This is a genomic window from Nocardia sp. AB354, from assembly GCF_049538315.1.
Taxonomy (GTDB): domain Bacteria; phylum Actinomycetota; class Actinomycetes; order Mycobacteriales; family Mycobacteriaceae; genus Nocardia; species Nocardia nova.
In genome coordinates, this window is sequence record NZ_JBMVFU010000005.1 from 119,943 (window position 1) to 137,784 (window position 17,842).

11 protein-coding genes are annotated in these 17,842 nt (G+C 67.7%); 1 reads left to right on the top strand and 10 read right to left on the bottom strand.

What is annotated here, in order from left to right; translation table 11 throughout:
* Window positions 1-25: 25 nt before the first annotated feature.
* The 4 genes from ACPCUW_RS09440 to ACPCUW_RS09455 all read right to left on the bottom strand — a co-directional run bounded on the left by ACPCUW_RS09440 (window position 26) and on the right by ACPCUW_RS09455 (window position 4,846).
* Complete coding sequence (locus tag ACPCUW_RS09440; protein WP_423424341.1) at window positions 26-1,048, bottom strand: LLM class flavin-dependent oxidoreductase; 1,023 nt, start codon at window positions 1,046-1,048, stop codon at window positions 26-28.
* Entirely contained in the window at window positions 1,045-1,869 is an 825-nt protein-coding gene (locus ACPCUW_RS09445) for a DUF1684 domain-containing protein (protein ID WP_423424342.1), read from the bottom strand. The genes ACPCUW_RS09440 and ACPCUW_RS09445 overlap by 4 nt, the downstream gene beginning before the upstream one ends.
* A gap of 108 nt (window positions 1,870-1,977) precedes the next feature.
* Window positions 1,978-3,165 (bottom strand): NAD(P)/FAD-dependent oxidoreductase, encoded by a 1,188-nt coding sequence (locus ACPCUW_RS09450; RefSeq protein ID WP_305780726.1) that lies wholly within the window; start codon window positions 3,163-3,165, stop codon window positions 1,978-1,980.
* Between the two features lie 97 nt (window positions 3,166-3,262).
* Window positions 3,263-4,846 carry a lipase family protein gene (locus ACPCUW_RS09455; protein ID WP_423424343.1) on the bottom strand — a complete coding sequence of 528 codons (1,584 nt, stop codon included), beginning with the start codon at window positions 4,844-4,846 and terminating at the stop codon, window positions 3,263-3,265.
* 545 nt (window positions 4,847-5,391) lie between these two features.
* On the opposite strand from ACPCUW_RS09455, the gene ACPCUW_RS09460 reads away from it, so the two are divergent.
* The gene (locus tag ACPCUW_RS09460) at window positions 5,392-6,675 is read left to right on the top strand and encodes an MFS transporter (protein ID WP_423424344.1); all 1,284 of its coding nucleotides are present in this window, start codon (window positions 5,392-5,394) and stop codon (window positions 6,673-6,675) included.
* Window positions 6,676-6,693: 18 nt separating this feature from the next.
* Here ACPCUW_RS09460 and ACPCUW_RS09465 read toward each other — a convergent pair whose 3' ends face one another.
* The 6 genes from ACPCUW_RS09465 to ACPCUW_RS09490 all read right to left on the bottom strand — a co-directional run bounded on the left by ACPCUW_RS09465 (window position 6,694) and on the right by ACPCUW_RS09490 (window position 17,644).
* Window positions 6,694-7,095 carry a hypothetical protein gene (locus ACPCUW_RS09465; RefSeq protein ID WP_423424345.1) on the bottom strand — a complete coding sequence of 134 codons (402 nt, stop codon included), beginning with the start codon at window positions 7,093-7,095 and terminating at the stop codon, window positions 6,694-6,696.
* Window positions 7,086-7,298, bottom strand: a complete 213-nt coding sequence (locus tag ACPCUW_RS09470) for a hypothetical protein (protein ID WP_423424346.1) — start codon at window positions 7,296-7,298, stop codon at window positions 7,086-7,088. Before ACPCUW_RS09470 ends, ACPCUW_RS09465 begins: the two co-directional genes overlap by 10 nt.
* 297 nt (window positions 7,299-7,595) lie before the next feature.
* Window positions 7,596-9,038 (bottom strand): MFS transporter, encoded by a 1,443-nt coding sequence (locus ACPCUW_RS09475; RefSeq protein WP_423424347.1) that lies wholly within the window; start codon window positions 9,036-9,038, stop codon window positions 7,596-7,598.
* Window positions 9,035-9,718 carry a hypothetical protein gene (locus tag ACPCUW_RS09480; protein ID WP_423424348.1) on the bottom strand — a complete coding sequence of 228 codons (684 nt, stop codon included), beginning with the start codon at window positions 9,716-9,718 and terminating at the stop codon, window positions 9,035-9,037. Before ACPCUW_RS09480 ends, ACPCUW_RS09475 begins: the two co-directional genes overlap by 4 nt.
* A gap of 33 nt (window positions 9,719-9,751) precedes the next feature.
* Window positions 9,752-11,158 (bottom strand): condensation domain-containing protein, encoded by a 1,407-nt coding sequence (locus ACPCUW_RS09485; RefSeq protein WP_423424349.1) that lies wholly within the window; start codon window positions 11,156-11,158, stop codon window positions 9,752-9,754.
* 42 nt (window positions 11,159-11,200) lie between these two features.
* The gene (locus ACPCUW_RS09490; RefSeq protein WP_423424350.1) at window positions 11,201-17,644 is read right to left on the bottom strand and encodes a type I polyketide synthase; all 6,444 of its coding nucleotides are present in this window, start codon (window positions 17,642-17,644) and stop codon (window positions 11,201-11,203) included.
* Window positions 17,645-17,842: the final 198 nt, after the last annotated feature.

Here is a 17,842-nt window from a genome sequence, read left to right on the forward strand (position 1 = left end):
TTCCGACCCCCGTCGAATCATTCAGCTAGGCGAACGCGGGTTTCCATCCCAGCTGCGGAGCGATCAACTCCACCGTGTCGTGCAGGATCTGCTCGTAGTCCGCGCGATGGAACTCGTAGGGCAGCTCGAGACGTAGTTCGCTGGTTTGCGCGAGAACCGGATCGGCATGCAGCTGTTCGAGGATTTGCTCGGCGGTGCCGACGACATCCGGGGCGAACAACACCCGCCGCTCGCCCTGCGGGCCGAGCGTGCGCTCGTGCCGGCTCGCGGCGTAGGCGCCGTACCGCTCCCGGGTTACGCGGTCGGCGCTGTCGAACGGGACGATCACCCGGCCGATCGCGACGCGCGCAGGTCGCGCCGGATCGATCCGCTCGCGATAATCGCTGATCAGTCCCAGTTGCGCGGTCGTGAAATCGTCACTGCGATCACCGAATACGATATTTCCGCTCAGCAGATTCAGTCCGCTCTCCGCCGCCCAGCGCACCGACCGGGTGCTGCCGCCGCCGTACCAGATTCGGTCGGCCAGGCCGGGGCTGTGCGGCTGCAGCCGAGGGCGCTGGGTGTTACCCGGCGAGTGGATGACGGTGTCGGCATCACCGAGATAATGGCCGCGCAGATTCTCGACGAGCCGGGCTATCCGGCCGTAGGACAGGTCGAAGCCGCGCCAGTCACCATCGAAGACCAGATCGCCGATCAGCTCGGCGTGCGGCGGCGTCCCCGCGCTGAACCCCGGCTGCAACCGGCCCTGGGACAACACATCGGCCAGCGACAGGTCCTCGGCCAGCCGGAACGGGCTCTCGTAACCGATCGGAATCACCGCCGCGCCCAACTCGACCCGATTCGTGCGCTGGGCGGCCGCGGCCAGGAAGACCGCCGCCGAACCGACACCGTGCTCGAGATGCCGCTGCCGGACCCACGCGCCGTCGAACCCGAGCCGCTCGCCGTATTCGAACAGCTGCAGCGTGTCCTCGAGGCCGGTGTACGGATCGTCGTCGAGATAATTTCCCGGGGTCAGAAACGCCAGCGAACCGATCCGCGGAGAGCTCATCCCTGACGCTCGTAGGGGATCTTCTCCCCCGCCTCGATCGCGATCGGCAGCCGGTTCTCCGCCGGCGGCAGCGGGCAGGTCGCCAGATCGGTGTACGCGCACGGCAGATTCACCGCGCGGTTGAAGTCGAGCACCACCGTTGCGTCGGCATCGGGCGCCGGCACCTGTACCACCCGATTCGCCGCGTAGGTGGTCACTCCGGAGGTCGCGTCGGTGAACAGCACCGACAGGTCGCCTGGGTTCTTGCCGGGAAAAGCGGTCAGCCGCAACGGCTTACCGTCGATCTCGAATTCGATCCGTCCCGGCGCGTCGTAGACGTGCTCGAGCCCTTCCACGGCGGCACCGACCGTCGTCGGACGCGGCTCCTGGAAGGCCACATAGCGTCCGCGCACCACCCATTTCGGCTCCGGCGCGAAGGCGGGGGTGCCGCGAAATGCGGTGCGCAGCGGGTTGTTCGGGTGTCGCGGCCGCACGATATCGTGGCCGCCCCGTTTGGCGACCTCGATCACCGCGTCACCCCACACCGCGTTCACGCCACCACGCTCGGGAACGATGCCGAACCCGTAGCGGCCACGCACCCGCGCGTCGTCGACGACCACCTCTTCCCCCTCGTCGAGGACGACCACCACGCCGTCGGCCCCCGTCGACCAGGCGCCGGGCGCATCGTCGAAGCGCTGCGGCGTCTCGGTGAGCCAGTGCAGGCTCGTGATGGCGAGGAACCCGTGCCGATCGGACAGGTGCGCCTCCTGCCGCCGATGCCATTCCTGCCACTCGGTGGTGAAAGTGTCCGCATCGGCGGGCGAGGGGGCCTGAGTTTCCATGTCTCGATGTAAGCGGATGCCGCAGCCCGGGCACAGACTTGCGCTCAGCCCGAACGCAATTCGCGTCTCGGCCGATGGCGAGCAGGGGGATGAAGCACGGCCGGTCACCTAGGCAACCGGCACGACCCTGCCCTCGCGGCGGGCCTCCAGCTGGGCCGGCCGGTGCTTGCCGTCGGAGAACCAGTGATGCGAGCCGGGTGTGCGCGCCTCGGTCGCCAGGTGCTTGATTCCTGCCTCACACGCGATTTCCTTGAGTTTCTTGCCGGCGAATCCGCCGAAGTACAGCCGCATGGCGGTCTCGTTCTTGTGACCGAGCTGGTAGATCCCGGCGTCCCGGCCGAAGCTGAGGCACATCGCGGGGAAGGCGAGGTCGACGGGTGCGGGCTGTTCACCCGCCATGCGGTGCAGCACCGTATCGGCGGCGTGTGCTCCCAGGCAGTACGCCGTGTAGGCGCTCATGCGGAACGGCAGATCCGAGGGTGCCGACGAATCACCCGCCGCGACGATGCGTTCATCGTCGACGCTGGTCAGTGTCTCGTCGGTGAGCAGCCGTCCGGCGGCATCGACGCTCAATCCGCTGCGAGCGGCCAGATCCGGTACGCCGAAGCCGGCAGCCCAGATGGTCACGGCACTGACCAGGGTCCGGCCGTCACCGAGTTTCACCACGTCCCGCCGGATCGCGGTGACTGTCGCGTCAGGTCCTTCGACGACCTTCACTCCGAGCTTCGCGAGGTACTTGTGGGCGGTGCGCCGCGCCTTCGGGTGCAGATACGGTCCGAGAACGCTGCCGCAGACCAAGGTGACCGTGCGTCCCTGCTCGGCCAGCTCGGCGGCGGTCTCGATCCCGGTCGGCCCGCCCCCGATCACCGTCACCGGGGCCGATGAGGGCGTATCGAACAGCACCGATCGCAGCCGTTGCGCCGCCTCCAGAGTCGCTACGGGATAGGCGAATTCGGCCGCGCCCGGCACCTGCGGCGCGGGGGTTCCACTCCCCACGGCGTAGATCAGATAGTCGTACCGGATGCTGCCGCCCTCGGCCGAGTGCACGGTGCGCTCGGTTGGGTCGATCCGCGTCACGCTGTCGACGACCAGCCGCGCCTTCTCGGCGAGGACATCCTGGTAATCGACGACCGCCTCGTGAGTCGCGCCCACCAACTGGTGCAACCGCAGCCTCGGGACGAACACTCGGCGGGGGTTGATCACGGTCACCCGCACGTCGTCTCGCTGGGTCAGACGGTTGGCTGCCATCACGCCGGCGTATCCGCCGCCGATCACCACGACTTCGTTGTTGTTCATCGTCTTTCCTCCGTGTGCTGAGGGGTTCGGGCATAAGACGCCGCATCCCTCACGGCTGTGACAACGAGTGACGTGGATCACAAGCTACGGCCGGATGTCAGCGGTGCCGACGTGGATCGGCTCCACTCGGCTTTCGCCGCACGGGCGCTGCGGAGGGTTTCTCGGCCCGGGGGACGTCGCTGGGCGCACTGTTCGAGGCGCCCTGCTGTGCTGCGCCATCCGCGCGCGGCGCCACTTCGCAGGCGTTCGGCGCCGGGACACCCGACAACCGCTCACCCAGCCACTGCGTCGATCCGAGAAAGCCGTCGAAGTAGCCGAGGATGTGTTCCCCGCCCACGATGCTCTTCGTGGCCGGGACTCCCAGAGCACACTGTTCGGCATAGAACGCCTCGGCCTTCGCGACCGGCATCCAGGGATCGTGCACGCCGTTGTAGACGTAGATCGGCATCCCGGCCTTCTTGCCTTTCAGACTCAACCGCCGGAACATCATGTCGGCGAATTCGGTGTGGAGCGGGTCGGCCATATTGGCCACGGCCGCAAAGGGTACGAAGACGCCGATATCGGCCATGGTCGAACTGCACACGTCCTTGAGCGGGGAAATGGCCGCCCACTGCGCGAGATGATTCATGCGGCTGAGGATTTCGGGATGCTCTCGGGCCAGCGCGAGTGTCACGGTCATCATCAGTCCCGAGGCGTAGGTGCCGTCGAAGGTCTTCGCGAAGGATTCGTAATCGACGGGCAGACCGCCCATCGCGGCACCGGCCAGGTTGGGGGCCAGTTCCGGGGCGTATTCGCGCGAAAGCATCGCGGCGGCGTAGCTGGCGATGGCACCGCCGGAATAGCCGGTCATCGCGAACCGGCTCTCGCCGAACTCGTCCGGCATCAGATGCCGTACCGCACGCACGGTGTCGAGCATGATGTGGCCGGCCACGGTCGGCTCGGCATACGCCATCAACGGTCCCTCGTGATCCGGGATCACCACCGCGTAGTTCCGGCTCGCGGCCCACATCGTCGGTGAGGGGACGAAATCGTTGCCGGTGCCGCCGGTCGTGATGTCGAATCCGTGGGAGAACACGTAGCCGGGAGTGCAGCGCCGGTTGAGCGCGTTGATCGGCGGGGCGTTCAGCAGCACCGGCCGGCTTCCCGGCCCGGTCCACCGGCCGAACGGCAACAGCAGCGTCGCGGTCCCGAAGGACGGCGCGCCCGAGGAGTTCGTGGTCCGGAATTTCAGCTGTATCGCCCGCTGAACCGGCGTGAGCACCGTCAGGAAGACCATCGGCACCCCCGGCCAGCTGACGTCCCGCGATTCGATGACGTCACCCGGTGCGTACTGGGCGAGATTCGCCGGGGCCTGGTCGAAGAACGGATCCCCGGTCGGACTGGATTGAATCGCATTCCACAGCGCCTGCGGGTCCGACGCCCCGCCGGAATCTGAGGCAGCGGACCCGATCCCGGGCAGCACCGACGACGGCGCGGGAATGGTGTCGTCGAGCCATTTCTGGAACGCCGACGGCCCCGGATCCTTATGTGTGACTGCGGGATTCGGCTCCGAGGACGCAGCGTCCGGCTCACCGGCCGCCGGCGCTGGAGAAGTGGAGGCCGGCGGTGCAGCCGGACCCGAGGCTGGCGGCGCAGGCTGGTCGGTGGTCGACGGCGCCGCGGGACCGGACTCCGACGGCACACCACGATCCGCGGTCGACTCGCCCGGACCGGACGCAGACGGCTCGGCACCGTCGGGCGCCGACGACGCGCCCGGACCGGACGCCGACGGCGCGACACCGTCGGAAGCCGACGGCACATCCGGACCGGACGCCGAAGGAACAGCCCGCTCGGGGTCGGACGACTCTCCGTGGTCGGATGCCGGCGGAGTTGTCGGGACGGCAGTGGTCGGGGCGGGGGTCGGCGACGACGGGTCGGCGGCCGCGGCAGCTTGCCCCAACGTCAGTGCACAACCCATCGCCAGCGTGACCGCAATGCCCCGTAGACATTTCACGACAACACACCCGTCCTGTCGGAGTGGTACTCGAACCGAAGGTCGTGCAGAAGTGGAGCAGTCCCGGCTATCCGGTACGCAAGGGCGCGCGTCGGCGGCGGCCGACGCCGCACCGACCTTCGAAAGATACCCCCGGACCAGCGAGAATCGGTGGATCTGCGGCGGCACGCCATCTCGTGTCCTCGAGCAGTCGCCCAGGCCGGCAGGGACAGTCACAATGGGCGCCACCACCGATGGATCGGAGTCGGGCTGTGACAGGTACTGCCGCAGAGACGGATCGACTCTCACCCGACTTCTACCGCCTGTGGTGGGCCTCCACCGTCAGTCAGATGGGCAGCGCCTTGGGCGCGGGTGCGTTCCCACTGGTCGCCATCCTCGTCGTGCACGCCTCCGCGCTGCAGGTCTCGCTGATGGCGGCGCTGGCCGGGTTCGCCGGTGCGGCAATCGCATTGCCGATGGGATCGTTCATCGAGTTCCGTCGCAAGCGACCCGTCATGATGTACGCCGACCTCGTTTCGTTCGCGGCCCTCGCCAGTGTTCCTCTGGCCGCATGCCTCGGTGCGCTCAGCTACGGGCAACTCTGCGTCGTCCTCACGCTGCAAACCCTCTGCGGAATGGTGTTCAACGCAGCCAATGGGGCGTATGTCAAAGCCATCGTCGCCGAGCAGGACCGCGTACGAGCCAACACCCGGTTCGAAGCCACCTTCTGGACCGCATCCACCATCGGCGCGCCGATCGGCGGCGTTCTCGTCACGGTGTTCGGTGCGACGATCACCGTGGCGCTCGACGCGGTCAGCTACCTGCTGTCCGCGTCAGGAATCCGGAGGATCGCCACCATCGAACCGATACCCGCGCACGCATCGGTACGCCACCACTGGCGGCGGGAGATTTACAGCGGATGGACCTATATCTTCGATCATCCCGTACTGTGCCGACTGTTCTGGAACGGCATGCTCTTCGGCGGAGCAGTCACTCTCACCACGCCTTTGCTCGCCCTGCTCATGCTGCGCGAACTGCACTTCGCGCCGTGGCAGTACGGACTCGCCCTGGGACTGCCCTGCCTCGGTGGCCTCCTCGGATCACTGTGCAGCCCGAAACTTGTCGCGCGATTCGGTCGACGCGCAGTACTCCTCGGCTCCGGCACATTGCGAACCTGCTGGATGGGGCTACTGCTAATCGCAGGGCCCAGTGCTCGGGGCCTTCTCGTCATCCTGACCGCCGAAACTCTTCTGCTGCTCTGCGCCGGAGTGTTCAACCCGATCTTCGCCACCTACCGAATGAACTGCACCACCGACGATCACATGAGCCGCGTCCGCACCGCGTGGTCGATCAGTTCGAAGAGCGTCCAGCCCGCGTTCATCGCCCTGGGCGGGCTCCTGGCCGGCGCGACGAACACGCGAGTCGCGATCGGCTGCGCGACCGTAGCCGTGCTCGTCAGCTCGGCTTTACTGCCCTGGCGAACCGACACAACCGCACAACGCGTTAACCGAGCCCCAACCGAGCAACGCGCGGTGTAGCAGCAGCGCTGCGTTCCCTTAGCTCGCCGCGGCGTGTGAGTTCCGTCCAGCCTCGAGGATCTGTTGCGCGCGTTGGAACGACACACCCATCAATGCGCCGATATCGCGCACCGTTGCGCCTTCGGACTGGAGGGCTGCCGCGGCATCGATTCGCGCTTGGGCAGCGCGCGCGGCCGCCTGCTCGGCTTCGACACCGGCGGCACGGTACGCGTCGAGCGATGCGGCGATGTGTGCCGGCCACTCGATGACGAGATCGAACGAATCCGGCTCGATGTCGGTCATGATGGCAATGAGGTCCCGCGCCATTTCCTCGACCTGGCGCAGGTTCAGCGCCTGGGTAACCCGATCGACTTCGGGGACCTCGACCATCCACGCGTCCTCGTCGCGGGTAACCCGCGCCGTGTATGTGCTCACTTCCACCAGTCCTCTCCCAGCTTTTCGGCGGCCTGCTTATAGATGCTGCGGGCAGTCAGCTCGCGGACCTCGTTGTGTCGCGGCACAGGGATCTTCAACCCATCCAAGACGACGAGAGTGTGATTGCCACCTTCAGTGACTGCGACAGCAAGCCCCTGTCGACTGGCAGCATCCCGGATCGCCCTGATGATGTCCCTACGCTTCGTCATAGATTTTAGTCTAGTTAGACTAGACATTTCAAGTCAACCTAGGCTAGACAGATTCGGCGCGTCATGTAGCGCGTGTCGTAGCCTCATAGTTCCCGTACCGACACGCGCTCTCCGGCACTATCGTGCAATTCCGGCCTTGGGAGTGGCACAATCCGGACGCGCTGCCCTGGTCGATGGACTGATCCGTCATTCGCCTGGCAAGGAAGGCATCCTGCCCGACTCGCGGTTTCAACCACTCGCCGAGTCGACGCCGCACGAATCGACCTATCCCGGCCGTTGCCTATCAACGAATTCTGTTCAGGACGCTCCATTGGTGCTCTGTCGCGGCAGAGCCAACGTCAGCGCTCCCAAACCGAACGACACCACGGCCAAGGCCAGCATCATGGTGATCGCGCCGTCGAGGGTGTGGGAGCGGAAGAACAGGGTGGTCAGCACTGCCAAACCCAGTGCGTTGCCGATCTGTTCGATGGTCGGGACGACTCCCGATGTCTCGGACATGTGGTCGGCGTTCAGACCGGACAGCATGATCGGCTGGATTTGGACCGCGAAGATCCCTACTCCGAAACCGGCTGCGCACACGGCGGGGGTGGCGATGAGAGGGTTGGCGATGCCGTTGGTCAGGTGGAGGTAGATCGCGCCGCCGGCCATGCAGCCTCCGTAGAGGGTGACGCCGCCGGCCAGGATCAGGATTCCCCACTGCCGGACCAGGAACAGGGAGGCAATCGCTCCCGCGCCCGCTCCCAGAGCGAACAGCGTCATGACGATCGCCGTGTGCCACGGCGTGTAGCCGAGGACGTCCTGCATGGTGATGGAGGCGGCGAAGACGAAGGCGGTGAACAGGCCGAAGAAGACGCAGATCAGGATCGAGCCGATGCGAAAGCCTCTGTCGGAGAAGAGTTCCAGCCGCATCAACGGGTCGGCTCCACGGGACGAACGCCTGATCTGGTGGGCCACGAACAGGGCGCACACCACTACTCCGGCCAGGGCGAGGGCGATCGGCCGGGATTGCCAGCCGTGCTGTTGGACCAGGGCGAGGGCATAGACGAGCAGCAGGAGCCCGGCGCCCGACAATGCCGCGCCGCCGAGGTCGAGGCGCTCGGGTGACGCCGGTCGGCCGATCCGCAGATAGCGCCAGGCCAGGCCGAACGCGACCATGCCGATGGGAAGGTTGATCAGGAAGACCGTGCGCCAGCCCCAGCCGCCGATGTCGACGGTGAGTAGCGCGCCGCCGAGGATGGGGCCGAGCATGCCGGCGAAACCGGCCACCCCGCCGTACATGGCGAAGACCAGGGAGTGGCGTTCGCGCGGGAAACTGGCGATGAGGATGGCGATGGTCTGCGCCGCCATGCCCGCGCCCGCGGCGCCTTGCACTACGCGGGCTACGACCAATTCGGTGGCGCCGGTGGACAATCCGCACCACACCGAGGCAGCGGTGAAGGCCACCACCGAGGTGAGGAACATCGCGCGGCGGCCGACCACGGCCCCGAGTCGGGCGGCACTGAGCAACGTACAGGCGAAGGCCAGCGAATAGCCCGAGATGACCAGCAATTCCGCCGAGCGGGAGGCCCCCAGATCGGAGGTCAACCGAGGCAGGGCGGTGTTCACGATCGTCACGTCGATCATTTGCATGAACACCGCGATCAGACAGCCGGCGAAGGCCAGCCACGCCGCCGATTCGGACGGTGACGAGCCAGGAAGCAGGACAACGCTTTCCGGTTCACCGACGGTGTTTCCCCTCATCCGGCCAGCTCGATCACGCTGCGCGGGGCGGACAACGCCAGTTCGGTCGGAAAACTCAAGCGCACCACACGATGTGGTGGCGCTATCTCGATCTGTGCGACGAACGGTGGCAGGAGCCCGCCGATCATCTTGTCCAGCAACATGTTCACCTGCCCGAAGCTGGGCCGCAGGCGCACCTGGCGGCATTCGATCTCGCCCGTGCCGACCACCGAGTCCGTGCGCTTGTCCACGCGCGCGACCAAAGGCCAGTGCACCGAGAAGGCCAGCCACGTATCGATCGACTGCACCGAGCCCTCGGTGAGGTCGAGCCCGCGCAACAGGGTCAGGCCGCCGGCGATCGGCATGATGTCGGCGGGAAACGGCGTGGGTGCGCCGCCTATCGGGAGGTGGACGGTGTCGACGAAATGCGCCTCCTCGCGAGAGACGACCGCGCCACGAGAGCGGGTTTCGGCGCGGTAGTCCTCGGCGCGCAGAAATCCGTCGAGCCGGCCGAAGCGCTGGTCGACGGTCAGTTCCAGCTCGCCGTCGCCGCTCGATGCCTCGAGCAGCGTCCGGTAACCGCCGTTCTCGTGGGTGACGACGCTGGTCAGCTCGAAACCCGCACTGCGCCCGCCGGTTTCGACGGTGTACCGGCATTTCTCGCCGTCGGGTATGCCGGGGTCGCGAAAGAGGGTGGGCACCGTACCTCCTGAAACCACGAAACCTCCTGTAGTTCAGTTCGTTTCCACGTCGCGGTCGATGATCGACGCGAAAACCGAGCGCATCGCCGCGATATAGCGCTCCACCGAGTCGTGGGCGACCGCGGTGTCGGGATAGATGACGCTCAGCGTGGTCTCGGACGGCAGCCGGTTGACCCAGATCAGCGCCTCTTCCGACGCGGCACGGTTGGCGTAGACGCCGGCGGTGACCTCGTCGAAGAATTCGTGGCCCAGGAAGTCGCGGGCGTCGATGAACGAGATCATCGGTGTGACCCAGCCGGGTTCGGCCTTGATCTCCGAGTCGGCGGGCAGCAGTTCGAGCACCCGGTGGAACGAGGTGGGCGCCAGTCGCAGCCCGTTCTCGTAGGCGCGCTGGGCCAATTTCAGCGTGCGGGTGACGGGGGTGCCGGGGCCGAGCGGAAAGGCCACCGGCACCAGCGTCACATACCATCCGACCGAATTGCCCTCCGCCGCCGAGGTTCTCGTGCTCACCGGAGTCATCCCGAAGTAGTAGTCGGAATCGGTGAGATCGCGTTCGGCCAGGGCCGCCGCCGCGAAGACCCCGCCCACGAATTCCGCGTCATTGGCCCGGCAGACCTCCTCGAAGGCCAGCGCCTGCTGTTCGTCCAGCAGGGGCACCGTGCGATGCGCGCTGCGGTTGTAGCCGTCGGAGCGCTTGCCGAGGTCCAGCGGAAAGGACGGTAGCCGATTGTCGTTGCCGCGCAACAACTGTAACCACTTCTGCACACCGGGTGAGGACAGCGTCAGGGTCTCGCTGTAGGCCCGCTCGGTGACGCAGTAGTTCAGATAACTCGCCGCCGGGGGCAGCGGCTCCGCCTCGCCGCCGAGTTCGGCCAGATACAGCTGCGCGAAATCGGAGGCGGACAGATACTGGCCGAGACCGTCGGTGTGCAGGTGGTCGACGGCGAGGTAGACCGTGGTCGCGTCGCCGTGTTCGATGGCTCCGAAGGTGAAGCAATCCCATTGGAACGGATCGGGAGTCGTCTTCTCGACGTGCTGACGGATCGCGGCCGGATCGTCGATCCACCCGTAGTCGATCGGAATGAAGTCGACCACGTCCTCGGGCACCAGATGCCGCCGCACGGTGCCGCCGGCGTCGATGTCGAACCAGGTCCGGAAGGTGTCGTGCCGCAACAGGAAGGTGTTGATGATCCGCGTCATCGCCTCCCGGTCCAGGCCACCGGTCGGGATCTGCGCGGTGGCCAGGCACAGTCCGGAGAAGCGGAAGTCGGCGGCGGCGTGCCGATTCGCCTGGCGCAGATACTGTTCCTGTTGCAGCGACGGCGGCGCCGGATGCACCGGGGCGGTCCGGGCCCGCGCCACCGCTTCCGGTGACGCGACCCAGGTGACCATCCGCCCCGGCGGCGGTGACCATTCGTCGATGAGTCCGAAGTCGACCACGACTACCTCATTTCCACCGGTGGGCATCGAAACGGCGGCCCATCAGCCGACTCCCGCCATCTCCGCGACCGCACCAGCCGGCGCGTCGGGGCCGCTCGACTCGGCCGCGGGCTGTGATCCGCCCGGGACGGTCCCGTCCACCGCCGCGGCCAGGGCAGCCGGATCCGGTTGAGCCCCACCGGGTTCGTGCGCCAGGATCAGCTCGGCCACCTTCGGTCCGGCCTGCTCCAGGCTGAACGAGCGGCCCATCTGCAACGACATCAGGTCGATGCCGAGCGTCTTGGTCACGCGTGCGCCGAGTTCGACCGCCATCAGCGAATCCAGACCCAGCTCCGGCACCGGAATCGTCATATCGATGGTGTCGACGTCCACGCCCATGACGACGGCCAGTTCGCCTGCCATCAGCCGGGCGATGTGCGGGCCGCGCTTGGACTCCTCCATCGCGGCCAGCTCCTCACGCAACCGGGCCAGCTCGGAGGTGTCCTTCGCCGAGGCCCGCGCGAGTGCGGCGGTGCGACCGGTGCGAGCCAGTTGCGGGAAGGTACCGGTGAGCTTGGCCCAATCGGTCGGGATGACGGCCACGCGCGAGGCTCCCAGGCGCAGGCACTGTTCCAGATAGGCGGTGGCGTCGCCCATATCGATGGGGCCGAATCCGACCAGGTCCAGATATTTCTCGGAGGTCTCGTTCGCCGCCATGCCGCCGGCGCCGGACAGGTGGCCCCAGCCGACGCACAACGCCCGCTCCCCCGCCTGCGACCAGCGCAGCGCCAGCGATTCGACCGCGACATTGGCCGCGCAGTAACTGTATTGGCCGTAGATGCCGTACATCGACCCGCCCGACGAGCACAGCACGAACATGTCGAGGTCGATGCCCGCGTCGGCGACCGCCCGGTGCACGATCTGCGCGCCCAGCACCTTCGGCAGATAGACCTGTTCGAGCTGGCCGAATTCCATCTTGGCCAGATTGTTGTCCGCGACCGCACCCGCGGCGTGGAACACCCCGCGTAGCGGATGGCCGGCGCTGTGGATGCGTGCGATCGCGTCGGCCACCGCCTCGGCGTCGGTCACATCGAGCAGCTCCTCGACGATCTCGATCCCGATCGCGCGCCACGCCTCGAGCTGCCGGCGCGCCTCCTCGGTGGTCGCGCCGCGCCGCCCGGCCAGCACCAGCCGCCGCGCACCACGCAAGGTCAGCCAGCGGCCGATCGCCAGACCGAACCCACCGAATCCACCGGTAACCAAATACGTTGCGCTGTCGCTGATCTCGACATCCGGCAGGTACGGGCGCACCGGCGGTTCCGGCGCGTCCATGCGCAGCGCGATCCGGGCCGGCCGCGACGAGCGCAGCGTCTCCTCGAACGCCTTGCTCACCTCGGCGGTGTCGAACAGGTGGTACGGCAGGGGGCGGTAGGTGCCCTCGGTGACCTTCTCGAACACCCGTTGCAGCAGAGCCGCGAGCCGCTGCGGCTTCACCTTGACCAGGCGGTCGAGGTCCATCGAGAAGTACGACAGGTTCTTGTCGAAATTGGCCAGTTCCAGCAGGCCACCGGTGTAGATGTCGGCCTTGCCGACCTCGACGATGCGGCCGAATTCCGCTGCGGCGTTGAAGTTCTGGCGCAGAATCTCACCGGGCGCGCTGCTGACGATCACATCGGCGCCCGCTCCTCCCGTGATCGCGGCGACCTCGTCGACGAAGTTCAGCGACCGCGAATTCACCGCGTAGTCCGCCCCCATCGCGAGCACGTGGGCACGCCGCTCCGGGGTGCTGGCGGTGCCGATGATGGTGGCGCCGCGGGCCTTGGCGACCTGGATCGCGGCGGTGCCGACGCCGCCGGCCGCACCGTGCACCAGCACCGTCTCTCCCGGTTCCAGCCGGGCCAGATCCAGCAGGGCGTATTCGGCGGTGCCGAAGGCGATGATGCTGGTGCAGTGCCCCGGATCGGTGCCCTCGGGCAGGACGACCGCGAGCTGCCGGTCCACGACCGCGAAGCGGCGCATCATGCCCTTGGCGGCCACACCGACCAGATCCCCCTCCTCGACGTCCTCGACGCCGGGCCCGACCCGCACCACGGTGCCGACCCCCTCCATGCCGGGCACGGTGCCGAAATACGTTGGAGCCAGCTCACGTTCGCCGAGCAACCCGATGACCTTCAGCGGATCCTTGTAGTTCAATCCGATGACCTGCATCCGGATCTCGATCTCGCCCGGGCCCGGTTCCACGCGCGGGCATTCCCGCCAGGCGAGTGCCGACAGCAGCCGGGTGCGCGGCATGTCGAGTTCGAAGTTGGCCTCCGGATCCGTCAGCGGCGCCGAGGTGTCCAGGACTTCCAGCCGTTCGGGCAGCGGTTTGGTGATCACCGTCGCCCAGCGTTTGCCGTCGCGCAACAGCACCTCGTCGCTGTTGTCGAGGGAGAAGGCGCCGGGCACCGCCAGTTCCGCCACGAGATCGGCGATCGGTGTCGCGGGTTCGGTGTCGACGAGTCGCCACCGCAGTGCGGTCTGCTCGTTGAGCAGGACGCGCCGCGCGCCGGCCACTGCGGCCTGCCCGGTGTCGGGCACGGCGGAACTGCCGGGCAGGGCGAACGCGGATTCGGTGACCAGGGTGCAGTGCACGAGACCATCGCCGAAAATCGTTTGCGGAGTGCCGTTCTCGCTCGGCGGTTCGACGAATTCGGCGACAGCCACCGCGATGCGCTTGAGCGTCCACAACTGCGCCACCTCGTCGGCGACCGCACCCGCGACCACGCAGATGTGCAACCGCCGAGTCGGCTCGCCGCGGGCGGCGCGCAGCTGCTCGGCGAGCTCGGACTCCAGTTCCGGCCCGGTCGAATCCACCACGTGCAGGCGGGAATCCGGAAGCGCGGCCACCAATCGGCCGGCCCGTGCCGTCTCGCCGAGGCGGACCACCAGGGTAGTCACCGAACCGGCCTCGGCCAGTGCGGACGGGTCGATCGGATCGCGTTCCTCGAAGGTCTCGGTGTAGTAGAAGTCGGCCATCCGGTGCAGTGGATCGTCGCCGGGCCGCAGCGCGCCGATCTGCAGGCCGGACAGCCGGACCACCAATTTGTGGTCGGCGTCGAGCAGATCCACATCGGCACGCAGCCGCGCCTTCGGATCGCGCCGGGCCACCACGGTCACCGTCTCGGGCAGCGCCGCCAGCAAGCGCACCGCACCCACGCCGACCGGAACCATCACGCCCTCGTCGATGCGTTCGTCGGCGAACAGCATGGCCGCGCACTGCATGGCGGCGTCCACGACCGCCGGATGCGCCAGATGGCCGGAATCCGCGGCGATCGAGCCGTCGACGGTCGCCACCACCACATCGCGGCCGACCCGCACCGAGGTGACCCGCCGGAACGACGGCCCGTATTGCAGTCCGGCCGCGGCCAGGCCCGTGTAGAACATCGCCGGGTCGACGTCGATGCCGACCTCGATCTCCGGAACATCGACCGTGGTCTGCTCGTGGCTGCCGGTGAGGGTGCGCCCGGAGGCGTGCACGGTCCACGCGGTACCGGTGGCACTGCGCGAGCGGATCAGGAACCGGCCGCTGGCCTCCTCGATACTCAGTGCCACCAGCGGTACGTCCGGGGCACCCATGATCAGCGGTGCGACGAACCGAACTCCCTCCAGCGCAACCTGTTCCGAGCCGATTCGCGACGTGGTGGCGCTCAGTGCCGCGTCCAGATACGCGGCCCCGGGCATGATCTTGATGCCGTTGACCACGTGATCCGAGAGCCACGGCAGCAATTCGGTGCCGACCTGCAGCAGCCATTCCGGACGGCCTTCGACATCGGGATCGCCGAGCATCGCGTAGGAGCCGGGGGTGCCGAGGCGGGCCTGTTCGAACAGCGGCAGCGCCGAGTGCAGGCGGGTTCGCTGCCACGGATAACGAGGCAGCGGCAGATGCGGAGTGGCCGGGCGATCGGGCGGGAACAGCAGATCGCGGTCGAGGACACCGGCGGCGTGCAGGCCGATCAGCGTGCGGCGCAGGCTGTCGGCATCCGCTTGTTCGCGGTCCAGCGTCGGCACCGTGGTCCCCTGCACATCGGCGCCGAGCAGGGCTTCGCGAATATTGCCCGACAGCACCGGATGCGGGCCGACCTCGAGGAAGATCCGATGACCCGCGCCGATCAGGGCGCCGACGGCATCGAAGAACCGGACCGGTTGCCGCACGTTCGACCACCAGTAGGACGCGTCCCAGTCGGCCTCGGCGACCCGCATACCCGTCACCGTCGAATACAGCGGCACGGTCGGCGTCCGGGGCTCCAGATCGGCCAGCACCGACCGCAATTCGGCCTCGATCGGCTCCATCAGGCGGCTGTGATACGGCACCTCCACCCGCAGGCGGCGGGCGAAAACGCCGTCCTCGGTGAGCTTTTCGGCCAGCAGATCCAGCCGGTCGGCGTCGCCGGAGAGGGTGACGGCGCTGGGACTGTTCACCGCCGCGATATCGATGCCCGGATCGTCGCCGATCAGTTCGAGGGCCTTGTCCTTCGGCAATCCCACCGCGAGCATGCCGCCGGTGCCGGCGGTGGTCGCCTGCAGCCGGGCGCGATGGTAGGCCACCCGCACGGCGTCACGCAGCGACAGCATGCCGCTCACATACGCCGCCGACACCTCGCCGACACTGTGTCCCACGATGGCGGCCGGGGTGATGCCGTACTGCTCCAGCTCGCGCACGAGCCCCACCTGGACGAGGAAGTTGGCCGGCTGCGCGACGTCGGTTCGGGTGACGCGCGATTCGTCCTCCGGCTTGCGCAGTTCGTCGATGATCGACCAGCCCGCCAGGGCGCGGAACTCGGCATCGATCTCTGCCGCGGTCTCGGCGAACACACCACCGGCCGCGAGCAGTTCCCGTCCCATCCGCCAGTGCTGCGGGCCCATGCCGGAGAAGACGAAGACCGGTTCGGCCGCGCGCGACACGATGGTGCGGGACGCGTCGCGTCCCTCCCCCGCCGCGTAGCTGCGCAGCTCCCGCACCAGGTCCTCGGTGGAGTCACCGACCAGTACGCCGGTGCGGAACGCGTGGTGCGCCATCCGCGTCCACGCCGCCTCGGCGAGGTGATCGGGGTCGGCTCCCGCGGTGATCAGGTCGGCGAATCGTCCGGCCAGCGCGCGGGCCGCGGCGGTGCTGCGGGCCGAGATGGGCAGAATGCCGAGGTGGCGGTGCGGTACTGCGGGCGCCGGGGCGGTACCGACGTATTCCTGCAGGATCGCGTGCGCGTTGGTTCCGCCGTAGCCGAAACCGTTGACCGCCACCGACATCGGGCCGGCGTCGGCGGGCAGCGGCTGCGCTTCGGTCTGCACGTGCAGGCCCAGTTCCTCGAACGGGATATCCGGGTTCTGCTTGTCCAGCCAGCCCTGCGGGGGCAGCGTGCGATGTGTGATGGCCAGCGCCGCCTTGATCACACTGGCGACTCCCGCGGCGGCCTCGGTGTGACCGATCGTCGCCTTCACCGACCCGACGCCGACCGACTCGGTGCGTCCGGCGGGGGCGCCGAAAACCTTTCCCAGCGCGCGCAATTCGACCGGGTCGCCGACGAGGGTTCCGGTGCCGTGCGCCTCGAGGTAGGTGATCGACTGCGGCGCCAGACCCGAGCGTTCACAGACGGTGCGGGCCAGCGCCTCCTGGGAATCGACATTCGGCACCGTGATGGCGGTCGTGCGCCCGTCCTGATTCGAGCCGGTGGCCTTGACCACCGCGTAGATGCGGTCGCCGTCGCGCACGGCGTCGTCGAGCTTCTTCAGCACCACCATGCCGGCGCCCTCGCCGCGGCCGTACCCGTCGGCGGAGGCGTCGAAGGATTTGCAGCGGCCGTCGGCGGCGAGGAACCCGCCCTTGCACATCAGCACGAAGGTTTCCGGCTGCAGCATCACGTTCACGCCGCCGGCCAGGGCCACCCGGCAGTCGTCGTTGTCCAGGGCCTGGCAGGCCAGATGAAAGGCCACCAGCGACGACGAACAGGCGGTGTCGACGGTGAGCGCGGGCCCGACCAGATTGAGCGCGTAGGCGATTCGATTCGACAGCATCGTGTAGGACGCGCTCGCCGGAGTGTGCATATCCGTGTGGAACAGGGCCGGCCCGACCACGCCGATCACGGACTGGTCGACCACGAATCCGCCGACGTACACCCCGACCGAGGAACCGGCCGCGCGGCCGGCCATCCCGGCGTCGTCGAGCGCCTCCCAGGTGACCTCCAGCATCAGGCGTTGCTGCGGGTCCAGCACCGTCGCCTCACGCGGGGAGATCCCGAAGAAGTCGGGGTCGAACTGCCACGGGTCGACGGTCATGAAGGCGCCGCGCTTGGTGTAGCTGCGGCCCGGGGTGCGGGGTTCGGGGTCGTAGTACCTGCGGTAGTCCCATCGATCCGCCGGCATCTCGACCACGCCGTCGCGCTTGTCGACCACGAAGTCCCAGAATGTCTCGGGCGAGTCGATTCCGCCCGCGAATCGACAGCCGATACCCACAATTGCAATATCCGACACGAATATCCTCCGGTCTCGCGTTCAGAGGCCACCAGCTGATCTCGGCGACTCACTCGTCTCTCTGCGGTCCTGGGCATTGACCGATGGCGCCCACGCTATTGACCGCGATCGAGGAAGGAAGAGATTCATTGCAGTTTTGGACCCTCCAACCAACAGCGCGCGGCGAATTTGTGATCCCGCCCAGCGGCTGCACCGAAA

Excerpts from the sequence above, each read along its gene's own strand:
- ACPCUW_RS09440 (WP_423424341.1), bottom strand. The coding sequence starts at position 1,048 with ATGAGCTCTCCGCGGATCGGTTCGCTGGCGTTTCTGACCCCGGGAAAT.
- ACPCUW_RS09445 (WP_423424342.1), bottom strand. The coding sequence starts at position 1,869 with ATGGAAACTCAGGCCCCCTCGCCCGCCGATGCGGACACTTTCACCACC.
- ACPCUW_RS09450 (WP_305780726.1), bottom strand. The coding sequence starts at position 3,165 with ATGAACAACAACGAAGTCGTGGTGATCGGCGGCGGATACGCCGGCGTG.
- ACPCUW_RS09460 (WP_423424344.1), top strand. The coding sequence starts at position 5,392 with ATGGATCGGAGTCGGGCTGTGACAGGTACTGCCGCAGAGACGGATCGA.
- ACPCUW_RS09470 (WP_423424346.1), bottom strand. The coding sequence starts at position 7,298 with ATGACGAAGCGTAGGGACATCATCAGGGCGATCCGGGATGCTGCCAGT.
- ACPCUW_RS09475 (WP_423424347.1), bottom strand. The coding sequence starts at position 9,038 with ATGAGGGGAAACACCGTCGGTGAACCGGAAAGCGTTGTCCTGCTTCCT.